We start from the raw sequence: 19,742 nt of genomic DNA on the forward strand, positions 1-19,742 counted from the left end.
AGCCTCCGCCGCGACCCGGCGGGTCGCGGCGGAGGCGGGGCGGAGGGGCGGAGAGCCCCTCCGGGGGATTACTTCAGGTCGGCCTCGGTGTAGTAACCGCTGTCGATGAGGACTTCCTTGTAGTTGTCCTTGGTGACGATCGTCGAGTTGAGCAGGTACGAGGGAACGACCTTCTTGCCGTTGTCGTAGGTCTTCTCGTCGTTGACCTCGGGCTTCTCGCCCTTGCGGATGTCGTCGACCATGGTCACGGCCTGCTTGGCGAGCTCTCGCGTGTCCTTGAAGATCGTCGAGTACTGCTCACCGGCGATGATCGACTTGATCGAGCCGGCCTCGGCGTCCTGTCCCGTGATGACGGGGAGGGCGTTGGCGGCGTAGCCACCCGAGGTGAGGGCCGAGATGATGCCGATCGACAGCCCGTCGTAGGGCGAAAGGACACCGTCGAGCTTGGTGCCGCCGATGACGGTGAGGATGTTCTCCATGCGCTTCTGCGCCGTCTCGGGCAGCCAGCGCAGAATGGCCGCCTGGCCGAACTCGGTCTGGCCGGAGGGAACCTTCAGCACGCCCTTGTCCATGTAGGGCTTGAGGGTGTCCATGGCGCCGTTCCAGAAGAACGTGGCGTTGTTGTCGTCGGGGCTCCCCGCGAACAGCTCGACGTTGAAGGGACCTGCGGCGCCAGTGTCCTTGCCCGAGGCGTCGAGGACGCCGAGTCCGGTCAGGAGCGAGGTGGCCTGCTGGACGCCGACCTTGTAGTTGTCGAACGTCGTGTAGTAGTCGACGTTCTCGGTGCCGTTGATGAGGCGGTCGTACGCGATGACGGGGATGTTCGCGTCCTTGGCCTGCTGCAGCACGTCGGTCAGCGTGGTGCCGTCGATCGAGGCGACGATCAGGGCCTTGGCGCCCGTGGTGATCATGTTCTCGATCTGCGAGACCTGCGTGGGGATGTCGTCGTTCGCGTACTGAAGGTCGACCTGGTAGCCGAGCCCCTCGAGCTGCGACTTGACGTTGTTGCCGTCGGCGATCCACCGCTCCGACTGCTGCGTCGGCATGGCGACGCCGATGGTGCCGCCGGCTTCCTGCGAGTCTCCGCTGCCCGCGCCGGTGCGGTCTCCCGCGCAACCGGCGAGGCCGATGCCGAGCGCGAGGACGCCCGCTCCCGCGATCGCCTTGAGCATGCTGTGCTTCTTCACTCTGGTTCCCTCCGTTGGGTGTATGTCGCGGCGCCTCCCCTGGAGTCCACCGCGGGCAGTGCGGACGGCGCACATCGGGACGCACGGCCTCGGGGGCGAAACGAAGGGCCCTCGGCGAGGCGGTGCGATCCGCGTCGTTCGAAACGTCTTCGTCTCGACGGATCCGCTCCGCAGCGAGTCCCGTCGGCCGTGTGACCCGGTCATGTGACCGTTCACATTGTGTGAGTGATGCTACCTCCCCGCTGGGCGGCACTGTCAAGTCTCGACGCGCCGGGAGTTCAGCCGTTGCCGAAACGTGACGTGCGCGTGGAGCGGTTCAGGCCCGCGGAGAGGCCGTCGACGACCGCACGATGAGGCGCAGGTGATCGGGTTCCACCACCGGTGCATCGTCGTTCGTCTCGCCGAGAGAGGCCAGGAGGTCGCTCACCGCGCGCGTGCCGATGCCCACGAAATCCTGGCGCACCGTCGTCAGCGGAGGCCAGAGGTGAGCGGATTCGGGGACGTCGTCGAACCCGACGACGGAGATGTCCTCGGGGACCGAGCGACCTATGGCCCGAACGGCATGCATGAACCCCAGGGCCATGTGGTCGTTGCCCGCGAACACCGCGGTGGCATCCTCGGTGCGCAGCAGCTCCAACCCCGCCTCGAAGCCGAACTGCGCCGTCCAGTCGCCGAGGACGGGCGGCCTCGGCGAGAGGTCGTGGGCATCCATCTCCGCGAGATACCCGCGCATGCGGTGATCGGCCTCGACCCAGTCGCGCGGACCGGCGATATGCAGGATGCGCGAGTGCCCGAGTTCGATGAGGTGGCGGACGGCGGCGCGAGCCCCCGCGCTCTGGTCGTTGTGAGTGGTCGACGTGCCCGTCGAGGTGACGATCTGCACCGGCACCGGGAGCTTCAGTTCGTCGAGGATCGGCACCACCCGCGTCTGCGGAGCCACCGCGATGAGTCCCTCGATGGACTGCTGCATGAGGTGGTCGATCGACGAACGCACGTCGTCGGGGGCGCTCGTCGCGAGATTCGTGACGGTGAGGCGGTAGCCGGCGGCACGGGCGGCGGACTCGATGGCCTGCACCATCGACGCGGTGCCGTGGGTCGTGGCGCGCGGGCCCAGCACGCCGATGAGGCGCGAGCGGCTGGTGGCGAGAGCCCGGGCGGCCTGATTCGGCACGAATTTGAGCTCCGCGATCGCGGAGCGCACCTTCGCCGCGGTCTCGGGGCGCAACTGCGTGCTGTTGTTGATCACGCGCGAGACGGTTTGATACGACACTCCCGCGAGCCGCGCGACGTCGCGGATGCTCGGGGCGCGCCCTGTCGCCTCCGGGATATCGGTGTCGCTCATCGTCCGCCTCATTGCGGGTCGCGCACTGTTGCGTGACCGGTCACACGAGGATAGCCGACGCGACTCGGTCCGCCCGAACGCGCTCACGTCAGCGCGATCGGCCGGCTGTGCGCAGGGCGGGAGAGCCGTTTCACCCGCGCCGACACCGTCTGCCGGGGCGCCACAGACCCGGCTCCACGCCAGACGATCCGAACCGATGCGCCCGCGCGTCCGCACCCGATTCTGAGGGGGTGCGCCACCCGGGAGCAGTCGGACGACGGCGCGAAGACCCCGGTCAGGAGGCGATCAGAGCCCGGTAGAACTGGATGCCGCGGAGCCAGGCATCGACGCGGATGCGCTCGTCGGGGGCGTGCAGCGCGTCGCGTTCGGCGCGCGAGAGGTGGAACGGGGCGAAGCGGTACACCGCGTCGGTGAGCCCGGCGTAGAACCGGCTGTCGCTCGCCCCCAGTTGCAGGTACGGCAGAGGAACGGTGTCAGGACCGAGGGTGTCGGTGACCGCCCGCGACAATCGCCGCCACGCCGCGCCCTGCCAGGGCGAGACCGGCGAGGGGTCGTTGCCGTGACGCATCTCGATGTCGACGAGCGGGTCGGCCACCGCCCGACGCAGGTGGACCGCGACATCGGCGAGGGTGTCGCCGGTGAGCAGCCGCACGTTCACGCTCGCCCGCGCCGAGGTGGCGAGCACGTTCTCACCCGCCGAGCCCTCGAGGCGGGTGACGACGGCGGTGGTGCGCACGAGGGCATTCGTCTCGGGACCGAGCAGCGACAACGCCAAGGTCACCGCGGGCGCCGACACGGAGGTGCGGTGGAACAGCGTCGAGAGGGGGTCCCTCGTGTGCGGTGCGGCGGTGGCCAACATCGCCCGGACCGGCGGAACGAGCCGCCGCGGGAACGGACGACGACGAAGGCGATCGATCGCACGAGCGAGTCGTGCTGTCGCGGGCAGGCGGGGCGGGGTCGAAGCGTGCCCCCCGGCCTCACGCGTCACGAGGTCGAAGGTCGCGACTCCGCGCTCAGCGACGCCGATCATCGCGGTGGGCGCGCTGACACCCGGCACGGCGCCCTCGACGACCGCTCCCCCCTCGTCGAGCACGAGGGCCGGACGGATGCCGCGCTCCGCGAGAAGGGACGCCATCGCCTGAGCCCCGGTGCCGCGTGTCTCTTCGTCGTGGCCGAAGGCGAGCCACACGTCGGTTCGCGGGGTGATGTCGTCGGCGAGCAATCCTTCGACCGCCTCGAGAATGGCGACGAGAGCGCCCTTGTCGTCGATCGCGCCGCGCGCGTAGAGGGTGGCGTCGGCGCCCTCGCCCTCGAGGTCGGCGGCGAAGGGCGGGTGCTGCCACTCCTGCCCGTCGACGGGGACGACGTCCTGGTGGGCGAGAAGGACCAGCGGAGCGCCGGGGCGCTCCCCCGCCCAGCGATAGAGCAGCGACCGCCCCGCGACGACCTCTCGCTCGAGCCGCGCGTGGATCAGCGGATACAGCCGCTCGAGTGCGGCGTGGAAGGCCTCGAAGGCCGAGTCGTCGACCTCGGCCGGGTCGACACGCGACACCGTCGGGATGGACAGCAGCTCGCGGAATCGCTCGACGGGCGTCATGCGACGAGCCTAGAACGTGTGATCTCTCGGGTGGGCGCGGCGGACGATGTCGGCGGACGCGGCTACGGTGGAGCGCATGACCGGACTGCACTGGGGCATCCTCGCAACGGGCGGCATCGCGCACGCCTTCACCTCCGACCTGCGCACCGCGGGCCTCGACGTCACCGCCGTCGGCTCGCGACGCATCGACAGCGCTCGCGCTTTCGCCGCGCAGTATGACATCGCGCACGCGTACGGCTCGTACGAAGAGCTCGTCGCCGACCCCGAGGTCGACATCGTCTACATCGCCACCCCGCATCCCGGCCACATCGACAACGCCCTGCTCGCCCTCGAGCACGGCAAGCATGTGCTGGTCGAGAAGCCCTTCACCCTGAACGCCTCCGAGGCGGCGCAGATCCGTGACAAGGCGAGCGAGAAGGGTCTTCTCGCGATGGAGGCGATGTGGACGCGGTACCTGCCGCACATGGTGCGCATCCGCGAGATCCTCGCCGCCGGAACACTCGGCGAGATCCGCGTGGTCTCGGCCGATCACACTCAGAAGATCTCGACCGACCCGGCGCACCGCCTCAACGATCTCGCGCTCGGCGGCGGCGCCCTGCTCGACCTCGGCATCTACCCGATCTCGTTCGCGGTCGACGTCCTGGGTCTGCCCGAGCGCATCACCGCTCTCGCCCGCCTGTCCGATGCGGGCAGCGACGCCGAGGTGGCGACCGCGTTCGTGCACGCCGGCGGAGCGCTGTCGACCACGGTGTCGTCGTCGCGCGGAGCCGGTCTGAACACCGCGCAGATCGTCGGCACCGACGCTCGCATCGAAATCGACCGCGTCTGGTACACCCCCACGTCGTTCCGCGTGGTCGCCCCCGACGGAGACGTGCTCGAGGAGTTCACCGCCGAGGTCGAGGGGCGCGGAATGCAGTTCCAGGCGCAGGCGGCAGAGCGTTTCGTCGCAGCCGGCGCCGGGTCGAATCACGTCCTGGCGATCGATGAGACCGTGGCCATCATGGGGGTCCTCGACGAGGTGCGCCGCCAGATCGGCGTGGTCTATCCCGGCGAGCGGTGAGCGGCGAGGGCTACCCGCTCTCGGCCGGGACGGGTCAGACTGGAACCATGCCCGATACCCAGACCGCCCGCGTCGCCGTCTACCTCGACTTCGACAACATCGTGATGTCCTGGTACGACCGCGTGCACGGGCGGAACGCGTACTCGCGGGATCGGCAGAAGATCGCAGAGAATCCGATCGACCCCGAGATCGCCGAGCGCCTCACCAAAGCGACCATCGACGTCGGCGCGATCATCGACTATGCCGCATCGTTCGGCACGCTCGTGCTCACCCGGGCCTACGCCGACTGGTCGTCGCCGGTCAATGCCGAGTACCGCTCGCAGCTCGTGGCGCGCGCGGTCGACCTCGTGCAGCTCTTCCCCGCCGCCGCCTACGCCAAGAACGGTGCCGACATCCGTCTGGCGGTGGATGCCGTGGAAGACATGTTCCGCCTCCCCGACCTGTCGCACGTGGTCATCGTCGCCGGAGACAGCGACTACGTCCCCCTCGCGCAGCGGTGCAAGCGACTCGGCCGGTTCGTCGTCGGGGTCGGTGTGGCCGGGTCGACGGCGAAGTCGCTCGCCGCGGCGTGCGACCGATTCGACGCCTACGACTCGCTCCCCGGCATCCCGAATCTGGCCGAGACGAAGAAAGATGCCGCGCCCTCTCGGCCCCGCGCGCGCAAGCGCTCGAAAGACCCCGCGGTCGACCTGCTCGAGCGCGCGATGCAGCTCGAAGCGGAGCGCGCCGACGGCGAGTGGCTGCACGCCTCGGCGGTGAAAGACCTGATGAAGCGGCTGGATCCGTCGTTCAGTGAGAAAGCGCTCGGGTTCCGCAGCTTCTCGGACTTCCTCAAAGCGCAGACGGACCATGTCGAGGTCGACGAGGAGTCGAACGTCGTTCAGGTGAAGGCCGTCTCGCGGGGCTGAGGCGGCGCGGACGCGCGGACCCGACGCGCTGGCGGGCGTGGCCCCGCGCGCGGATGAGTGGCCCTGCGCGGTTGATCAGACGTGGGCGCCCGCGTCGAGTGTCCAACACACCCGGACGATTTCGACGGGCGTCCGGGTGTTCTGGACACTCAAGGGACGCGAACGGGCGAGGCTGAGGCGCGGTCGCGCGGCCCCAGCCGGGGCACGGTCGGCGCGCGGCATCACGGCCGCGAGCACACTCACCCTCGCGGGCACACTCGCCCTCACGAGCACACTCGCCCTCACTTCGAGTGTCCAACACACCCGGACGATTTCGACGGGCGTCCGGGTGTTCTGGACACTCGAGGGACGCGAACGGGCGAGGCTGAGGCCCGGTCGCGCGGCCCCAGCCGGGGCCCGGTCGGCGCGCGACATCACGGCCGCGAGCACGCTCGCCCTCACGAGCACACTCGCCCTCGCGGACACGCTCGCCCCCACGAGCACACTCACCCTCACGAGCACACTCGCCCTCACGTCGAGTGTCCAAAACACCCGGACGATTTCGACGGGCGTCCGGGTGTTGTGGACACTCAACGGCCCGAAGAGGTTGGGCGGGCCGTTCGGCGTCCCGCGCCGGTGACGACCCGCGCCGTCAGCGGCGCTCGGCCCCGGGGGCGACGTGGGTCAGCACGCGCGACCACACCGAGGTGAGCGTGACCTCGCCGTTGACCGAAGCGATCTCGTCGGGGTGGACGACCTCGGCGGTGCCCGACCGCAACCGATCGACGTACCATGCGGCATCGCCCTGTCCCGCCGGGCCGTCCTGGCCCACGAGCACCAAGACGTCGGCGGCGAGATCGTCGAGAAGCGGCGTGCGCAGGTCGCGACTCAGCGCATCGGTCGGGCTCTGGACGCCGACGATCGCGACGCGGTCCACGACCCCGCCCATCGCGGCCGCGAGATAGAGCGCGATCGGACCCGCTGACCGCTCCCCCACGACGCCGACCACCGCACCCAGGGCCTCGCGCTCGAGCAGCGCCTTCAGCGCCTCGACGGTCAGCCCGGCCGGTGTCTGCCCGCCGAACACCGGCGGATCCTCCAGTTCGGGCGCGTCGAGACCGATGGCGACGATCCGCACGTCGAAGCCCGAGGTGACGCGGGCATCCGGATCGGTGGTGGCGACGTCGCCGGTGCGGAGCACGAACACGGCGCGCGGGGCGCCCGGGGTTCCGAAGCTGCGGTAACCGAGCTCGCCGTCGAGCCAGGGGGCAAGACTCATCGCGTCATCCTTCCGTCGCCGCTCCGCCGCCGGGCAGCAGCGCGCGCAGGGTGTCGATCGTGTCGGCCTCGGCCGCCGTCTTGTCCGAACGGTAGGTCTTCACACGGGCGAAGCGCAGCGCCACGCCGCCGGGATACCGCACAGACCGCTGCACCCCGTCGATCGCGATCTCGACGACGGTGTCGGGCGCTACGCGAATGCCGCCCGCCAGCTCTCCGGTCTGCCGTTCGGCGAAGTGCGCCGACTGCCACCGCAGCAGCTCGTCGGTCAGGCCCTTGAAGGTCTTACCGACCATCACGAACCCGCCCGGCTCGCCGAAGCGCCCCTCGGGATCGCGTGCGCCGAGATGCAGGTTGGACAGCCACCCCGAGCGTCGTCCCGAACCGTACTCGACGCCGAGAACGACGAGGTCGAAGGTATGCACCGGCTTCACCTTGAGCCAGCTCTTGCCGCGACGTCCCGCGGTGTAGGCGTCGTCGAGCCCTTTCACCATCACGCCCTCGTGACCGGCGGCGAGGGCATCGCGGGCGAAAGCGTCGGCGACCTCGACGTCGTCGGTGAGCACGGCGGGGATGCGGTGCTCCCCCGCGACCCGCTGCAGCTCATCGAGACGGGTGGCGAGGGGTTCGTCGACGAGGTCACGACCATCGACGTGGAGGATGTCGAAGAACCAGGGCCGGAGGGCGATCTCCCGCGCGGTCTCGGCGCCGAAACGCGCCATCGTGTCTTGGAACGGCCGCGGGCCGCCGTCTTCGTCGAGTGACAGCGTCTCGCCGTCGAGGATGACGTCGTCGACGGGGAGGGAGAGAGCCACCTCGACGATCTCGGGCACGCGGTGGGTGATGTCGGCCAGCGTGCGGGTGAGAACGCGGACCTCGCCGCCGTGCCGATGCACCTGGACTCTCGCCCCGTCGAGCTTGTACTCCACCGACGCTCGACCGGTGACGGCCAGCGCCTCGGCGACGCTCGTCGCCGTCGACGCCAGCATCGGCTGCACGCCGCGGCCGACCACGAGGCCGACCGCCGCGAGGTCGTCGGCGGTGCCCGTCAGCGCGATGCGCGTCGTCTCGCCCAGGTCGCCCGACAACATGGCGGCCCGGCGCACCAGGGCACCGTCGCGATCGGAGGCCCGGGCCACGGCATCCAGCAGCACGCCCTCGAGGGCACCGGTTCGCATCTCTCCCGTCATGATGCGGATGAGCAGATGCCACTCCGGCGCCGTCGCCCGAGAAGCGAGTTCGTCGAGGAGGCGCGTGCGAACGGCCGCCGAACCGGCGCCGCCGACCTGCGTCAGCTCCGTGAAGGCGTCGTCGACGTCGCCGACGGTCAGGCCCGGTTCGCCTGCGTGATCACCGTCGCGGGCCGAGAGCGTGCGCCAGCCCACGCCGAGGCGGCCCTGGCGCGGTGAGGCGGTGAGAAGCCCGACCGCCGGCTCGATCTCGTCCGGGTCCAGCCCGCGGAGGAGCGTCGCGAGGGCGTCGACCTTGGCCAGACGCGAGCGCGTGTTCGTCACCACTGTGAGCGCGGTCTCGATGTCGCCGAAGAGCATGTCGGCATCCTGGCATCCCCTTCCGACATCGGGCCGACGCTTGTGCGGGTCGCGCGGCGCTGTCATGCATCTGCGAGCGACACGGCGTCTTCCGAAGCGATGGCGTTTTCCGGCCGCGGCGTCACGAGAACAGATCCGGCTCGACCTCGCAACCCCCGGGGCGATGTCGGAGGTCTGGAGTGTGCTGGGGTCTTCCACCCAGGAATGAGGTCTCGTGAACGCTCCCGCCACTCTCGAACAGTCCGCTCGTACCGCCCGCGAGGTGTTCGGATGGGACGATCTGCTGCCGGGTCAGGCCGAGGCCATCGATGCGGTCGTGGGCGGACGCGACACCCTCGTCGTCTTCCCCACGGGAGCCGGCAAGTCGGCCGTCTACCAGATCGCGGGCTGCGAACTGGGCGGGACGACCGTGGTCATCTCACCTCTCCTCGCCCTGCAGCGCGATCAGATCGACTCCATCGACGCGGCCCCCGACGCCCCCGCGGCCGTCGCTCTCAACTCCCGCACGAGCGCCGCCGCCAAGAAGGCGGCATGGGCGGCCATCGAGGGACCCGACGCCGTGTACGCCTTCCTGGCGCCCGAGCAGCTCGCCAACGCAGAGGTCTTCGACCGGCTCGCGAAGGCCGACGTGCGTCTCGTCGTCATCGACGAGGCGCACTGCGTTTCGGCCTGGGGCCACGACTTCCGCCCCGATTACGCGCGCATCGGCGACGCCATCGACGCACTCGGCCATCCGCCGGTGCTGGCATTGACCGCCACGGCATCCGCTCCGGTCCGCGACGACATCGTGTCGAGCCTGGGCATGCGCGAGCCCCACCTCGAGGTGCGCGGAATGGACCGCCCCGAGATCCACATGGCAGTCCGCCGGCACGAGCACGACGCCGACAAGCGTCGCGCCGTCATCGCGGACGTCCGGGATGCCGGCGGACCGGCCCTGCTCTACGTGGCGACGCGCAAGGGCACCGACTCCTACGCCGAGGAGTTGAGGGAGCTGGGCCTTCGGGCCGCGGCGTACCACGGCGCGATGGCGCAGAAGAAGCGCGACGAGGTGCACTCCGCCTGGAGCGCGGGAGACCTCGACGTGGTGGTGACGACCTCGGCGTTCGGCATGGGCGTCGACAAGAGCGACGTGCGCCTGGTCGTGCACGCCGACGTGACCGAGTCGCTGGACTCGTACGCGCAGGAGATCGGTCGTGCAGCGCGTGACGGGCAGCCCGCGCGGGCGATCCTGCACTACCGCGCCGAGGACTTCTCGCTCCGGTCCTTCTTCGCCGGCGGCCGCACCAAGCGCGCCGACATCGCGGGCGTGTGGGACGTGCTGCAGCAGACCGGGAAGCCGTTGCGCGCGAAAGACATCGCCGATGAGAGCGGGCGCTCGGTGCGGGCGATCGGCCGGGTTCTGAACCAGCTCGTGGCGTGCGAGCTCGCCGTGTCGGGCCCCGACGGCGTCTCGGCACGGTCGAAGGTATCGGCGGGCGACGCGGTCACGGCGGTCCGCGAACGCGATGAGGCCGAGGAGCGCATCCGCGCCTCGCGCATCGAGATCATGCGCGGGTACGCCGAGACGACGCACTGCCGTCGGCGGGCCCTGCTCGAGTACTTCGGTGTCGAGACCCCGGCGCAGTGCGGCTCGTGCGACCGGTGCGACACGGGCACCGTCGCCTCGGTCGACGACTCGGCGGCGACAGCGGACGACGACGGGATCCGTATCGACTCCACCGTCGAGCACGGCGAGTTCGGCTCAGGTACGGTCATGGCGATCGAAGACGACCGGCTCACGGTGTTCTTCGCCGACCACGGGTACAAGGTGCTCGCCCGGTCGGCGTTCGAGAACGGCATCCTGGAGCTCGGCGAAGCGGCGTAGGGCGCGGAGGTTCGCCGCGGTTTCGCCCTTCCGAAGCCGCCCGACGCGGAGACGCCCCGCCCGGGAGGAGCGGGAACGTCAACGCACCCGCCCCGAGTCACTCGGGGGCGTCAGCGCGCCCGCGTCGACCACCACGCCCACGCGACGAGCGGGATCTGCAAGAACAGCCGGATGAACCGTGAACGGTCGGTATTCAGCCCCGGCGCCGAGCGCCCGGTGCGCCACTGGTGCACGTTGCCCGGGAACACGGCGACGAAGAAGGCCGCGATCGCCGCCCCCACGCGTCCGCGCTCGCGCGGCAGGGCGACGAGGGCGACGCCCAAGACGACCTCGACGGCTCCGGATGCCACGACGATGGCGTCCTTGTCCGTCCGAAGCAGTCGCGTGGCCCATCCCGGAACGACGATCCGGTAGCCGCGGCGACCCCACGTGAGGTGACCGACCCCCGCCCCGACGAGCAGGAGGGCCAGCGCCCCGCGGGCGACGGAGCGGACGGTGAGACCTGTACGGCGCGGCATTCGGTCAGTCTGTCATCCGTGTACGGGGGCGGGGCCGTCAGGGCTCGACATCGTCGCGGAGGTCGGCGACCAGACGGGAAGGGGCACAGCGCACACTACGCGCGCCCGTGCGCGCCGAGGTCGGCCGCCGCGCGCCACAACCACTCCACCGGTCCGGCCGCGAATCGACGCAGCCACAGGTGAGCCGCTGTCGCGACGACGGCGGTGATGAGCAAGAACGCCGCGACCGTCACCGGCACACGCCACGCGGAGAGCGACGACGCGAGCCCGAAACCCCAGCCGTAGAAGAGCGCTCCACCCAGGAGGTTCTGCAGGAGGTACGCGCTCAGCGCCACACGCCCCATCTCGGTGGCGCGGCGTCCGAACCATCCGCTCGTTCCGCGGCGAAGACAGAGTTCGACCACCATCCCCAGGAGGCCGAGGGCCACCACGGGGGCCACGACGTAGCGCTCCAGCAGCAATCCCACGGACGACGCCGACATCGCGAGGAGGAGGTCGACGGGCACCGCGCACGCGCCGATGATCATGAGACGGGCACGAAGCCGCGCGCCGTCCGCGGAGAACAGCCCCGCGCGGAACAGCGCGGCGCCGGCGAGGAACATCGCCAGCGACAGGAATCCGATCAGCACGGGCTCGGCGCGAAAGACGATGACGTTATCGAGGCGGAAAGCCGCGAGCCCGAAGAAGGACTCCGTCGCGTAGGGGCTCCGTGCCTCGGGCAGCGAGACCTCGGCATCCACCCCCGGAAGAGTCGTCAGTGCGATCACGAGAAGCGTGATCATCGCGATGTGGATGGCTCCGAAGGCGACGATCAGGGCTCGCTGCGCTCGAGGCCGAGTGAGGAGGAGGAACGACACCACGGCCGCGGTCACGGCGTACCCCATGAGCACATCGAACTCCGCGATGAGGACGTAGTTGACCAGACCGTCGATGAAGAGCAGTGCGGCGCGCCACAGGTATCGCCCGGGCCATCGACGGTGATGCCGAGCCGCGGAACGGTGCTGGATCGCGAGTCCGACGCCGAATGTCAGCGAGAGCAGCGCCAGGAACTTGCCCTGGGCCACAGCCATCAACGCGAGCTGTGCGGCGGCCTCGCCGCGGGACTCGTCGGGGAGAACAGGGGCACTGAGCATGCCCAGCAGGCCCCAGGGATGCGAGAACACCCAGACGTTCGTCGCGAGAGTGCCGACGATGGCGATGCCGCGCACCACGTCCAGGGCTTCGAGTCGACCCGTTCGGGCCAATACGTTCGTATTGTTCACGTGTTCACCGTAGCCTACGACGGTGACCACCTCCGCTTCTCCCTCCGCTCGCGGCAGCAAAGACGCGATCGCCGAGGCGGTCCTGAGCGTGCTCTCGACAGGTGGCGCCGACGATCTCAGCGTGCGGAAAGTCGCCGCAGAGGCAGGCGTCTCGGTCGGAGCGGTGCAGCACCACTTCCCGACCCGCGCAGCGCTCATCATCGGAGCAATGGATGCCGTGAACGCGCTGTTTCGCGACCGCATCCGCGCCGCACTGTCCGGCGCGCGCTCGGCCGAGGAACGCCTCCTGCTGTTCTGTGAGGAGCTCGCCTGTCTCGGCGATGCCGGCCCGCGCGACGCGGTCGTATGGACGTCCTTCGCCTCGCGCGCCGGAACCGACCCTCGGGTGCGCGAGATCCATGCGAAGGATTGGCGCGTGACAGAAGGGTTTCTGCAGACCTTGATGACCGACGCCTACCCCCACGCGGACATCGCTTCCGACGATGCCGCGCTGCTGCTCGCCGCCCTCGATGGGATCGCCGTCGCTCGCGGCGCCGAGGGCGACGATCGGATGCCGCCTGCCCGCGGGCGACGCCTCGTCACCGCGATTCTCGAGACCTTCGCGGCACGACCCGCGCCGCCCGCTTCTTAGACGTTCGTCGTGCCCCGAAAGCGCGCGACCGCTGAGATCCGTTCCGCGACCGCGGACGACCCCGTGGCCATCGCGCACGAGCGGCGTCGCGCCCGCTGGCCTCAGCCCGGAGCGGGCGCCGCCCTCCGCACGAACTCGACATAGGCCTCGACGGTGTCTTCGGGCACGATTGCGCGCAAGACGACCTCGTCGGCAGCCGCCGTATAGGCCTCGAGCGCGTCGGCGAGTTCGGTGACGTCCCGGATCGTCGTGTCCGCGGCATCCACCCCCATCCGCTCGAAATTCGCGGCGTAGTTCGGAAACGACGCGTACCGTGCGGTCTCGGCATCGAGGCGCTCGCGCGCGGCGGGGACGATCGCCGTGCGGACGTACACCGCGATGTGCGTGGCCGGCGCGATCTCGTGCAAAGCCTCGGCTTGAGCGCGGGCTTCGACCGGCGGGACCCAGTTCAGCAGCACGCCCTCGGCGAGTTCCGCTCCCGTGCGGCGCATCTTGGGCCCGAGTGCACCCACGAGGACGCGAGGGACGCCCGCGTCATGAAGAACCGAGACGGCATCTCTCACCCGGGCCAGGGCACCCTGCTTGGCCATGCCCGAGCCGATGCCGAGCGTCAATCGGTCCAGCGGAAGATCGAGGGATGCCACCTCGGCCGCGATCGCGTCGGCGGGACGACGGTCGACGGGGACGACGCCCGTGGCGAGTCGAAGGCGGTCCGTGACGCGCGCGGCGGCGGCGAGCGCGGCGAGGGCGTCGCCGTCAGGAGTGTCGTTGATCCAGAGGGTGTCGAAGCCCGCGCTCTCGACGACCGGAGCGATCTGCGTGACGGCGTCGGGACCGAGGGATCCAGCGAGTCCGAGCGAAACGATTCCTCGCGTCACGATGCACCTCCCCCATTCGGCAGGGACACCGCGACCTGACCCACCGCGGAGAAGAAGGCGGCGAGGTCGACGTCGTCGGTGGGCAGGAGCACGACATCGTCGACGCCCGCGGCCTGGAAACGCGCGACCCCCTCGGCGACCTCTGACACCGAACCCGCGAGAACGCGATCCGCCGCGTCCGCGCGGTCGGCGAGCACCGCTGTGGCCCGCTCGTGAGCATCGGGGCCGAAGGCCGTCAGCACATAGGCGACGACATCGGTACGGCCCTCACGACCCGCCTCGGCGCGGCCCGCCCGCACGGCCCGCACGGCGGCGGCGATCTCGTCGACGGTATGTCTGCTGTCGAGCACCACCCCGTCGGCGACGGCGCCCGCCAGAGCGAGGGTCTTCGGCCCTTCGGCGGCGGCGTACACGAGCGGGGCGGCGGCGGGCGGCCAATCGAGTGTGACATCGCGCAGATTCACGTAACGCCCCTCTGCGCTGACCGTCTCGCCCGCGAGAAGGGACCTCAAGGCCGGCAGCTGCTCCCGCATGAGCGTCAACGGGGAGGCGACCTTGGCCCCGACCTGACGCATCCAGTCCTGCACCCCGTGACCGAAGCCCGGCAGGAGGCGCCCCGGGAACATGCGCTCGATCGTGGCGATCTCCATCGCCGAAACGGCGACGTTGCGGAGCGGAAGGGGCGCGATGCCGACCCCGATGCGCAGGTGATCGGTGACGGCGAGAGCTGCCGCGGCCGCAGCCCACGCCGAGGACCGGAAACAGTCCTCCCAGAGCCAGAGTTCTTCGACCCCGGCGTCTTCGGCTGCTCGCGCGGCGTCGCGGAGCTGCTCGGGCGGATGCGGGTACGGGCTGAAGATCGTGCCGATACGACTCATGCCTCTACTCTGCCGCGAACCTCCGACATCGGGGCGGGGCGGCGCGCGGATCGCATCCGCCGCGGCGCGGACGGCGGTGCGCACACGCGTTGACACCGCATTCGTTCGTCGAGCACGTACCGGATCGATGACCACCGCGTGCGTCCTGGACGAAGGCAGGCGTCCTCGGGAAGCGTGCCCCGGGGCGCGCGCGGCCGGATCGCCCTCGCCGCACGAACCACGATGCCCCCGGCACCGAAGCACCGGGGGCGTCGAGAAGGGCTCGTCACGCGGCGAGAGCCGGTACGACGGGTGCGACCGTGAAGCCGGACGAGGTGGCATCCACGGTCACCGCTCCCCCGTCGCTCAGCTCACCCGACACGAACAGGTCGGCGATGCGGTCGTCGACCTCGCGCTGGATGACCCGGCGCAGCGGCCGAGCACCGTACTCGGGCTCGTACCCGACCGCGGCCAGCCGGTCGACGGCGGCATCGGTGACCTCGAGCGACACGTCGCGCGACGCCAGGCGCCGCGAGGTCGCGCCCAACAGCAGCCCCACGATCTCGCGCAGCTGCGCCTTCTCGAGCTTGCGGAAGAGCACGATGTCGTCGATGCGATTGAGCAACTCCGGGCGCATCGCCTCGCGCAGCTTCCCCATCACGCGATCACGCAGATCGGCACCGGCGAACTCGCGGCCGGTCGTGGTGAAGCCGATGGCCCCCGACCGGGATGCCAGGAACTCCGCGCCCAGGTTCGAGGTCATCACGATCACCGTGTTGCGGAAGTCGACCGTACGGCCCTGTCCGTCGGTGAGCCGACCGTCATCGAGCACCTGCAGCAGCAGCGTGAAAACGTCGGGGTGCGCTTTCTCGATCTCGTCGAACAGCACGACCGCATAGGGGTTGCGTCGCACGCGCTCGGTGAGCTGGCCCGCCTCGTCGTAGCCGACGTATCCGGGAGGGGCACCGATCAGGCGCGACACCGTGTGCCGCTCGCCGAACTCGCTCATGTCGAAGCGGATCACGGCGCCGTCGTCGTCGAAGAGCGAGCCGGCCAGGGCCTTGGCGAGCTCGGTCTTGCCGACGCCGGTGGGACCGAGGAACAGGAACGAGCCGACCGGGCGGTTCTCGTCTCCCATGCCCGTGCGGTTGCGACGCACGGCTTTGGCGACGGCGGCGACCGCGTCGTCCTGCCCGATCACGCGGGCGTGCAGTTCGGTCTCGAGCTCGGCGAGGCGACCGCGCTCGGTCACCGTGAGTCGCGCAACGGGAATGCCGGTGGCGCGGCTGATCACCGCGGCGATCTCGGGTTCGTCGACGACGGCGGCGACGCGGGGGCCGGCCGTCGCCTCGTCGAGCCGCTGCTGCACGGCGGCCATCTCGTCGCGCAGACGCGACGCCTCCTCGTAGTGCTCGGCGGAGACCGCGGCATTCTTGTCGGCCTCCAGCGTCGCGAGGCGCTCCAGCAGAGCGGACGTGTCGACGGTGACGCCCAGGCGCAGCCGCAAGCGGGCACCGGCCTGGTCGATCAGATCGATCGCCTTGTCGGGCAGCACGCGGTCGGGAAGGTATCGATCGCTCAGCTCGACCGCGGCCCGCAGAGCCTCGTCCGTGTACGTGACGGCGTGGTGCTCCTCGTAGGCCGAGCGGAGGCCGCGCAGGATCTCCACGGCATCCGGGATCGAGGGCTCGCCCACGCGAACGGGCTGAAGGCGCCGCTCGAGGGCGGGATCCTTCTCGATCGTGCGGTACTCGCGCAGCGTGGTCGCTCCGATCAGGTGCACGTCACCGCGGGCGAGGCGGGGCTTGAGGATGTTGCCGGCGTCCATGGACCCGTCGCCGCTCCCGCCCGCCCCGACGAGAGTGTGCACCTCGTCGATGAAGACGACGAGCTTGTCGGATGCCGCGATCTCGTCCATCGTCTGGGTGAGGCGCTCCTCGAAGTCGCCCCGGTACCGCGCGCCCGCGAGCATCGCGGCCAGGTCGAGCGAGACGACACGGGTCTCGCGCAGCTGCTCGGGCACCTCTTCGGCGACGATCGCGCGCGCGAGACCTTCGACGACGGCCGTCTTGCCGACGCCGGCCTCGCCGATCAGCACGGGGTTGTTCTTCGTGCGACGGCTGAGGATCTCGATCGTCTGCTCGATCTCGTCGGAGCGACCGATGACCGGGTCGAGCTCTCCCGCGGCGGCTCGCGCCGTGAGGTCGGTGCCGAATCGGTCGAGGTTCGGGGTGACGGATGCCGACTCAGCGGGCACCTCGGTCTCGTCACCGCCCATGACGGTCTCACGCACGCCCTGGGTGAGGGCCTCGGCCGTCACTCCGGCCTGGGCGAGGATCTGCCCCGCGGGCGCGTCCTGGGCGAGCACGAGCGCGAAGAAGAGGTGGTCGGGGTCGACGTACGTGGACCCGGCGGCACGTGCCACCTGGAACGCGTGGAACAGGGCGCGCTGCACGGAGCCGGCGACCACGGCACCGTCGACGTTCGCGGGGGTCGCGGCGGCGGGCAGACGGCTCTCGGCCGCGCGGGCGATCGCGGCGGGGTCGGCGCCGAGGCGCGCGACGGCCTCCTTGGCCGGCGAGCGCCGGACGAGGACGTGGAGGACGTGCAGGGCGTCGAGCTCACGCTGGCCGCGCCCGAGCGCGTAGCGTCCGGCTTCTTGGAGGGCGTCCTGCGTGCGGGCACTGAGGAACCGGCTGAGGTCGATCGAGCGTTCGGCTCGCGCCTGCTCGCCCGCGAGGTAGCGGGCCAGGAACTCGTCGAACGACTGGGCGCCGTCGCCGGGGGTGAAGTCTTCGGGCAATTCCGTCTCCTGAGATACGTGAGTGCGGTTCGCTCAAGTTTGCTACTTGAGCGCCGTCGTATCAACTTCAACGTGGGCACGCGGCGTCTATTCCCGAAGCGGGGGATCGACGTCGTTCCAGAGCTCGACCGTCTGTACGAGCCAGAACACCGCGAACAGCGCGAGGGCCACCGACTCGCCCACGAGCACCACCGGAAAACCCGTGCGCTCCAGGCCCGACACCACTCCGAGGACGAGCAGCACCAGGGTCAGCACGATCCCGACGGCCACCGCCGCGTAGGCGAGTCGCACTCCCCGCCGCCGTCGACCGCTGCGCCGTGGCCACCACGCCGCGATCGACGCCACCGCCGCGATCAGCACGAAGAACGCGACGGCGGCGACCTCGTGTGCCCACCGGAGAAAGGCCTCGGGCGCGAGCACCGCCCACGCCGCCCCGCCCGCGACGAGCGCGACGATGATCCCGATCGTGAGCGCGACCCCGCGGCTCGCGGTGCCCTGCACGCGCGCCAGGATCCCCGCGACGATCACCCCGAGAAGAATCACGGATGCCGCGGCCACGGCGTTGTTCGCCACGGTCGGCCTGACCTCGGGCGGCACGCACTGCGTCTCGCCGAGGCAGGCGCTCGACGAGACCGCGGTCGGGACGAAGGCGATCACGAGGGCGAGCACCGCCGCGATGTCGAGCAGGCCCTGCTCGAGGCTGCGCCCCGACAGAGCCAGCAGAGCGAGGGCGACCGCGCTCAGCGCCCCCGTGAGGACCGGACCCGCGGGCGTGTAGTAAGCCGCACTGACCGACAGCAGTCCCTCGCCGCTCGCGAGCTCGAAACCGACACCGACGGCGAGGAAGACCGTCGCTCCGATCAGCGCCACGCGCACGTACCGGTACGTGCGTTGCGTCGACGTGGTGCGGATGCGCATAGCGGCATCCTGGCATCCCCCTGCGACATCGCCGCGGGATGCAGCCCGCGGGCGGGAAACGCCGGACGGAGCGGGCGCAACCTCTCGGGTCGGTGTCGGGGGTGTCTGTCAGAATCCGGGGATGCGCGAATTCCTCGCCGGGGCGGCCCTGCTGGCCCGCGGTCTCGGCCAGTGGCGCCGCACGCCCGGGGCGATGGCCCTCGGACTCATCCCGGGGACGGTGGTCGGACTGATCTTCGGATCGGCACTCGTGACCTGGGGTCTCGTGCTGCCCGGTCTCGTCGACGACTGGACGCCGTTCGCCGACACGTGGGCGCCGTTCTGGGCGGGCGCTCTGCGCACCGCGATCGGCCTGGCGTCGTTCGGCGCGGCGCTGCTCATCGTCGTCGTCTCGTTCACCGTCGTCACGCTCGCCGTGGGCGAGCCGTTCTACGACCGCATCTGGCGCGCGACCGAGCGCAGCGCCACCGGCGTGGTCCCCGACGTCGAGTACGGCTTCTGGCGGGCCGTCGGCGACAGCGTGCGCCTCATCGTCCGCGGCATCCTGGCCGCCGCGCTGGCGTGGCTCATCGGCCTGATCCCCTTCGTCGGCGGCGTCCTGGGCTTCGTCGCCGGGGTACTCCTGACCGGGTGGCTGCTGGCCGACGAACTCACCTCGCGCGCGCTGTCGGCCCGAGGCCTCGATCGGCGGGCGCGGACACAGCTCCTCCGCTCCCACCGCGCCCGCGCCCTCGGCTTCGGCGTCGCGACCCAACTGTGCTTCCTCGTCCCGCTCGGGGCGGTGGCGGTCATGCCCGCAGCCGTCGCCGGCAGCACGCTCTGGGCGCATGCGGCGCTGGGCATCCCCCCGCGCGACGGCAGCACCCCGGGTCCCCTCCCCCTGCATCCCGACCGCAGCACGAACGCACGTCCGGATTCGGCACGATAGCCTGGATCGACCGAAGGGATCCTCATGTTCATCGTCTCTCTCATCTTGTTCGTCGGCGGCATGCTGCTGACCGGCATCTCGTTCTCCCTCGCCGCTCCCGCGCTGTTCTTCGCGCTCGGCATCATCCTCGTCTCGGCCTCGCTGGCCCTGCCGTTCCACTTCGGCACCCGCTGAGCCCGCAC

Annotated in this window: 17 protein-coding genes; 6 read left to right on the top strand and 11 right to left on the bottom strand. The window is 70.6% G+C overall.

The genetic code is table 11. The features are described from left to right. Positions 1–68 precede the first annotated feature (68 nt). From chvE to NE358_RS10955, 3 genes are all read right to left on the bottom strand, one after another. On the bottom strand, positions 69–1,187 hold the full coding sequence (chvE, locus tag NE358_RS10945; protein WP_499317807.1) for a multiple monosaccharide ABC transporter substrate-binding protein: 1,119 nt from the start codon (positions 1,185–1,187) through the stop codon (positions 69–71). 316 nt (positions 1,188–1,503) lie between these two features. After that, positions 1,504–2,529, bottom strand: a complete 1,026-nt coding sequence (locus NE358_RS10950) for a LacI family DNA-binding transcriptional regulator (RefSeq protein WP_103206349.1) — start codon at positions 2,527–2,529, stop codon at positions 1,504–1,506. A 274-nt stretch (positions 2,530–2,803) separates the two neighbouring features. Beyond that, complete coding sequence (locus NE358_RS10955; RefSeq protein ID WP_289938430.1) at positions 2,804–4,126, bottom strand: M20/M25/M40 family metallo-hydrolase; 1,323 nt, start codon at positions 4,124–4,126, stop codon at positions 2,804–2,806. A gap of 76 nt (positions 4,127–4,202) precedes the next feature. On the opposite strand from NE358_RS10955, the gene NE358_RS10960 reads away from it, so the two are divergent. Together NE358_RS10960 and NE358_RS10965 are read left to right on the top strand one after the other, a co-directional pair. Then, positions 4,203–5,186, top strand: a complete 984-nt coding sequence (locus tag NE358_RS10960; protein ID WP_289938431.1) for a Gfo/Idh/MocA family protein — start codon at positions 4,203–4,205, stop codon at positions 5,184–5,186. Positions 5,187–5,233: 47 nt separating this feature from the next. Next, complete coding sequence (locus tag NE358_RS10965; protein WP_103206347.1) at positions 5,234–6,094, top strand: NYN domain-containing protein; 861 nt, start codon at positions 5,234–5,236, stop codon at positions 6,092–6,094. 631 nt (positions 6,095–6,725) lie between these two features. Here the strand turns inward: NE358_RS10965 and NE358_RS10970 are convergent. Both NE358_RS10970 and NE358_RS10975 read right to left on the bottom strand, forming a co-directional pair. Further along, positions 6,726–7,352 (bottom strand): hypothetical protein, encoded by a 627-nt coding sequence (locus NE358_RS10970; RefSeq protein WP_289938436.1) that lies wholly within the window; start codon positions 7,350–7,352, stop codon positions 6,726–6,728. 4 nt (positions 7,353–7,356) lie between these two features. Then, complete coding sequence (locus tag NE358_RS10975; protein ID WP_289938439.1) at positions 7,357–8,901, bottom strand: ATP-dependent DNA ligase; 1,545 nt, start codon at positions 8,899–8,901, stop codon at positions 7,357–7,359. A 214-nt stretch (positions 8,902–9,115) separates the two neighbouring features. Here NE358_RS10975 and NE358_RS10980 point away from each other — a divergent pair, with 214 nt between their 5' ends. Then, positions 9,116–10,765 carry a RecQ family ATP-dependent DNA helicase gene (locus NE358_RS10980; RefSeq protein WP_289938440.1) on the top strand — a complete coding sequence of 550 codons (1,650 nt, stop codon included), beginning with the start codon at positions 9,116–9,118 and terminating at the stop codon, positions 10,763–10,765. A gap of 110 nt (positions 10,766–10,875) precedes the next feature. On the opposite strand, the gene NE358_RS10985 is transcribed toward NE358_RS10980, so the two are convergent. Both NE358_RS10985 and NE358_RS10990 read right to left on the bottom strand, forming a co-directional pair. Continuing rightward, positions 10,876–11,283, bottom strand: coding sequence for a DoxX family protein (locus NE358_RS10985; protein ID WP_103206343.1), 408 nt, complete (start codon positions 11,281–11,283; stop codon positions 10,876–10,878). A gap of 95 nt (positions 11,284–11,378) precedes the next feature. Next, positions 11,379–12,545 (bottom strand): DUF418 domain-containing protein, encoded by a 1,167-nt coding sequence (locus NE358_RS10990; protein WP_289938442.1) that lies wholly within the window; start codon positions 12,543–12,545, stop codon positions 11,379–11,381. Positions 12,546–12,567: 22 nt separating this feature from the next. Between NE358_RS10990 and NE358_RS10995 the strand changes: the two genes are divergently transcribed. Continuing rightward, entirely contained in the window at positions 12,568–13,176 is a 609-nt protein-coding gene (locus NE358_RS10995) for a TetR/AcrR family transcriptional regulator (RefSeq protein WP_141375948.1), read from the top strand. A 101-nt stretch (positions 13,177–13,277) separates the two neighbouring features. On the opposite strand, the gene NE358_RS11000 is transcribed toward NE358_RS10995, so the two are convergent. The 4 genes from NE358_RS11000 to NE358_RS11015 form a co-directional block, all read right to left on the bottom strand. Then, a complete protein-coding gene (locus tag NE358_RS11000; RefSeq protein ID WP_289938445.1) occupies positions 13,278–14,054 on the bottom strand; it encodes an LLM class flavin-dependent oxidoreductase in 777 nt (258 codons plus the stop codon). Beyond that, entirely contained in the window at positions 14,051–14,932 is an 882-nt protein-coding gene (locus NE358_RS11005; RefSeq protein ID WP_103206339.1) for an LLM class flavin-dependent oxidoreductase, read from the bottom strand. Before NE358_RS11005 ends, NE358_RS11000 begins: the two co-directional genes overlap by 4 nt. Before the next feature lie 265 nt (positions 14,933–15,197). Further along, positions 15,198–17,714 (bottom strand): ATP-dependent Clp protease ATP-binding subunit, encoded by a 2,517-nt coding sequence (locus NE358_RS11010; RefSeq protein WP_289938449.1) that lies wholly within the window; start codon positions 17,712–17,714, stop codon positions 15,198–15,200. A gap of 87 nt (positions 17,715–17,801) precedes the next feature. Continuing rightward, positions 17,802–18,632: a hypothetical protein gene (locus tag NE358_RS11015; RefSeq protein ID WP_289938450.1), complete on the bottom strand. Its 831-nt coding sequence runs from the start codon at positions 18,630–18,632 to the stop codon at positions 17,802–17,804. Between the two features lie 121 nt (positions 18,633–18,753). Between NE358_RS11015 and NE358_RS11020 the strand changes: the two genes are divergently transcribed. Together NE358_RS11020 and NE358_RS11025 are read left to right on the top strand one after the other, a co-directional pair. Further along, a complete protein-coding gene (locus NE358_RS11020; protein WP_289938453.1) occupies positions 18,754–19,560 on the top strand; it encodes an EI24 domain-containing protein in 807 nt (268 codons plus the stop codon). Positions 19,561–19,584: 24 nt separating this feature from the next. Further along, complete coding sequence (locus tag NE358_RS11025) at positions 19,585–19,734, top strand: hypothetical protein (RefSeq protein ID WP_164481596.1); 150 nt, start codon at positions 19,585–19,587, stop codon at positions 19,732–19,734. The last annotated feature ends 8 nt before the right edge of the window (positions 19,735–19,742 follow it).

The organism is Sphingomonas sp. G5, from assembly GCF_052660795.1.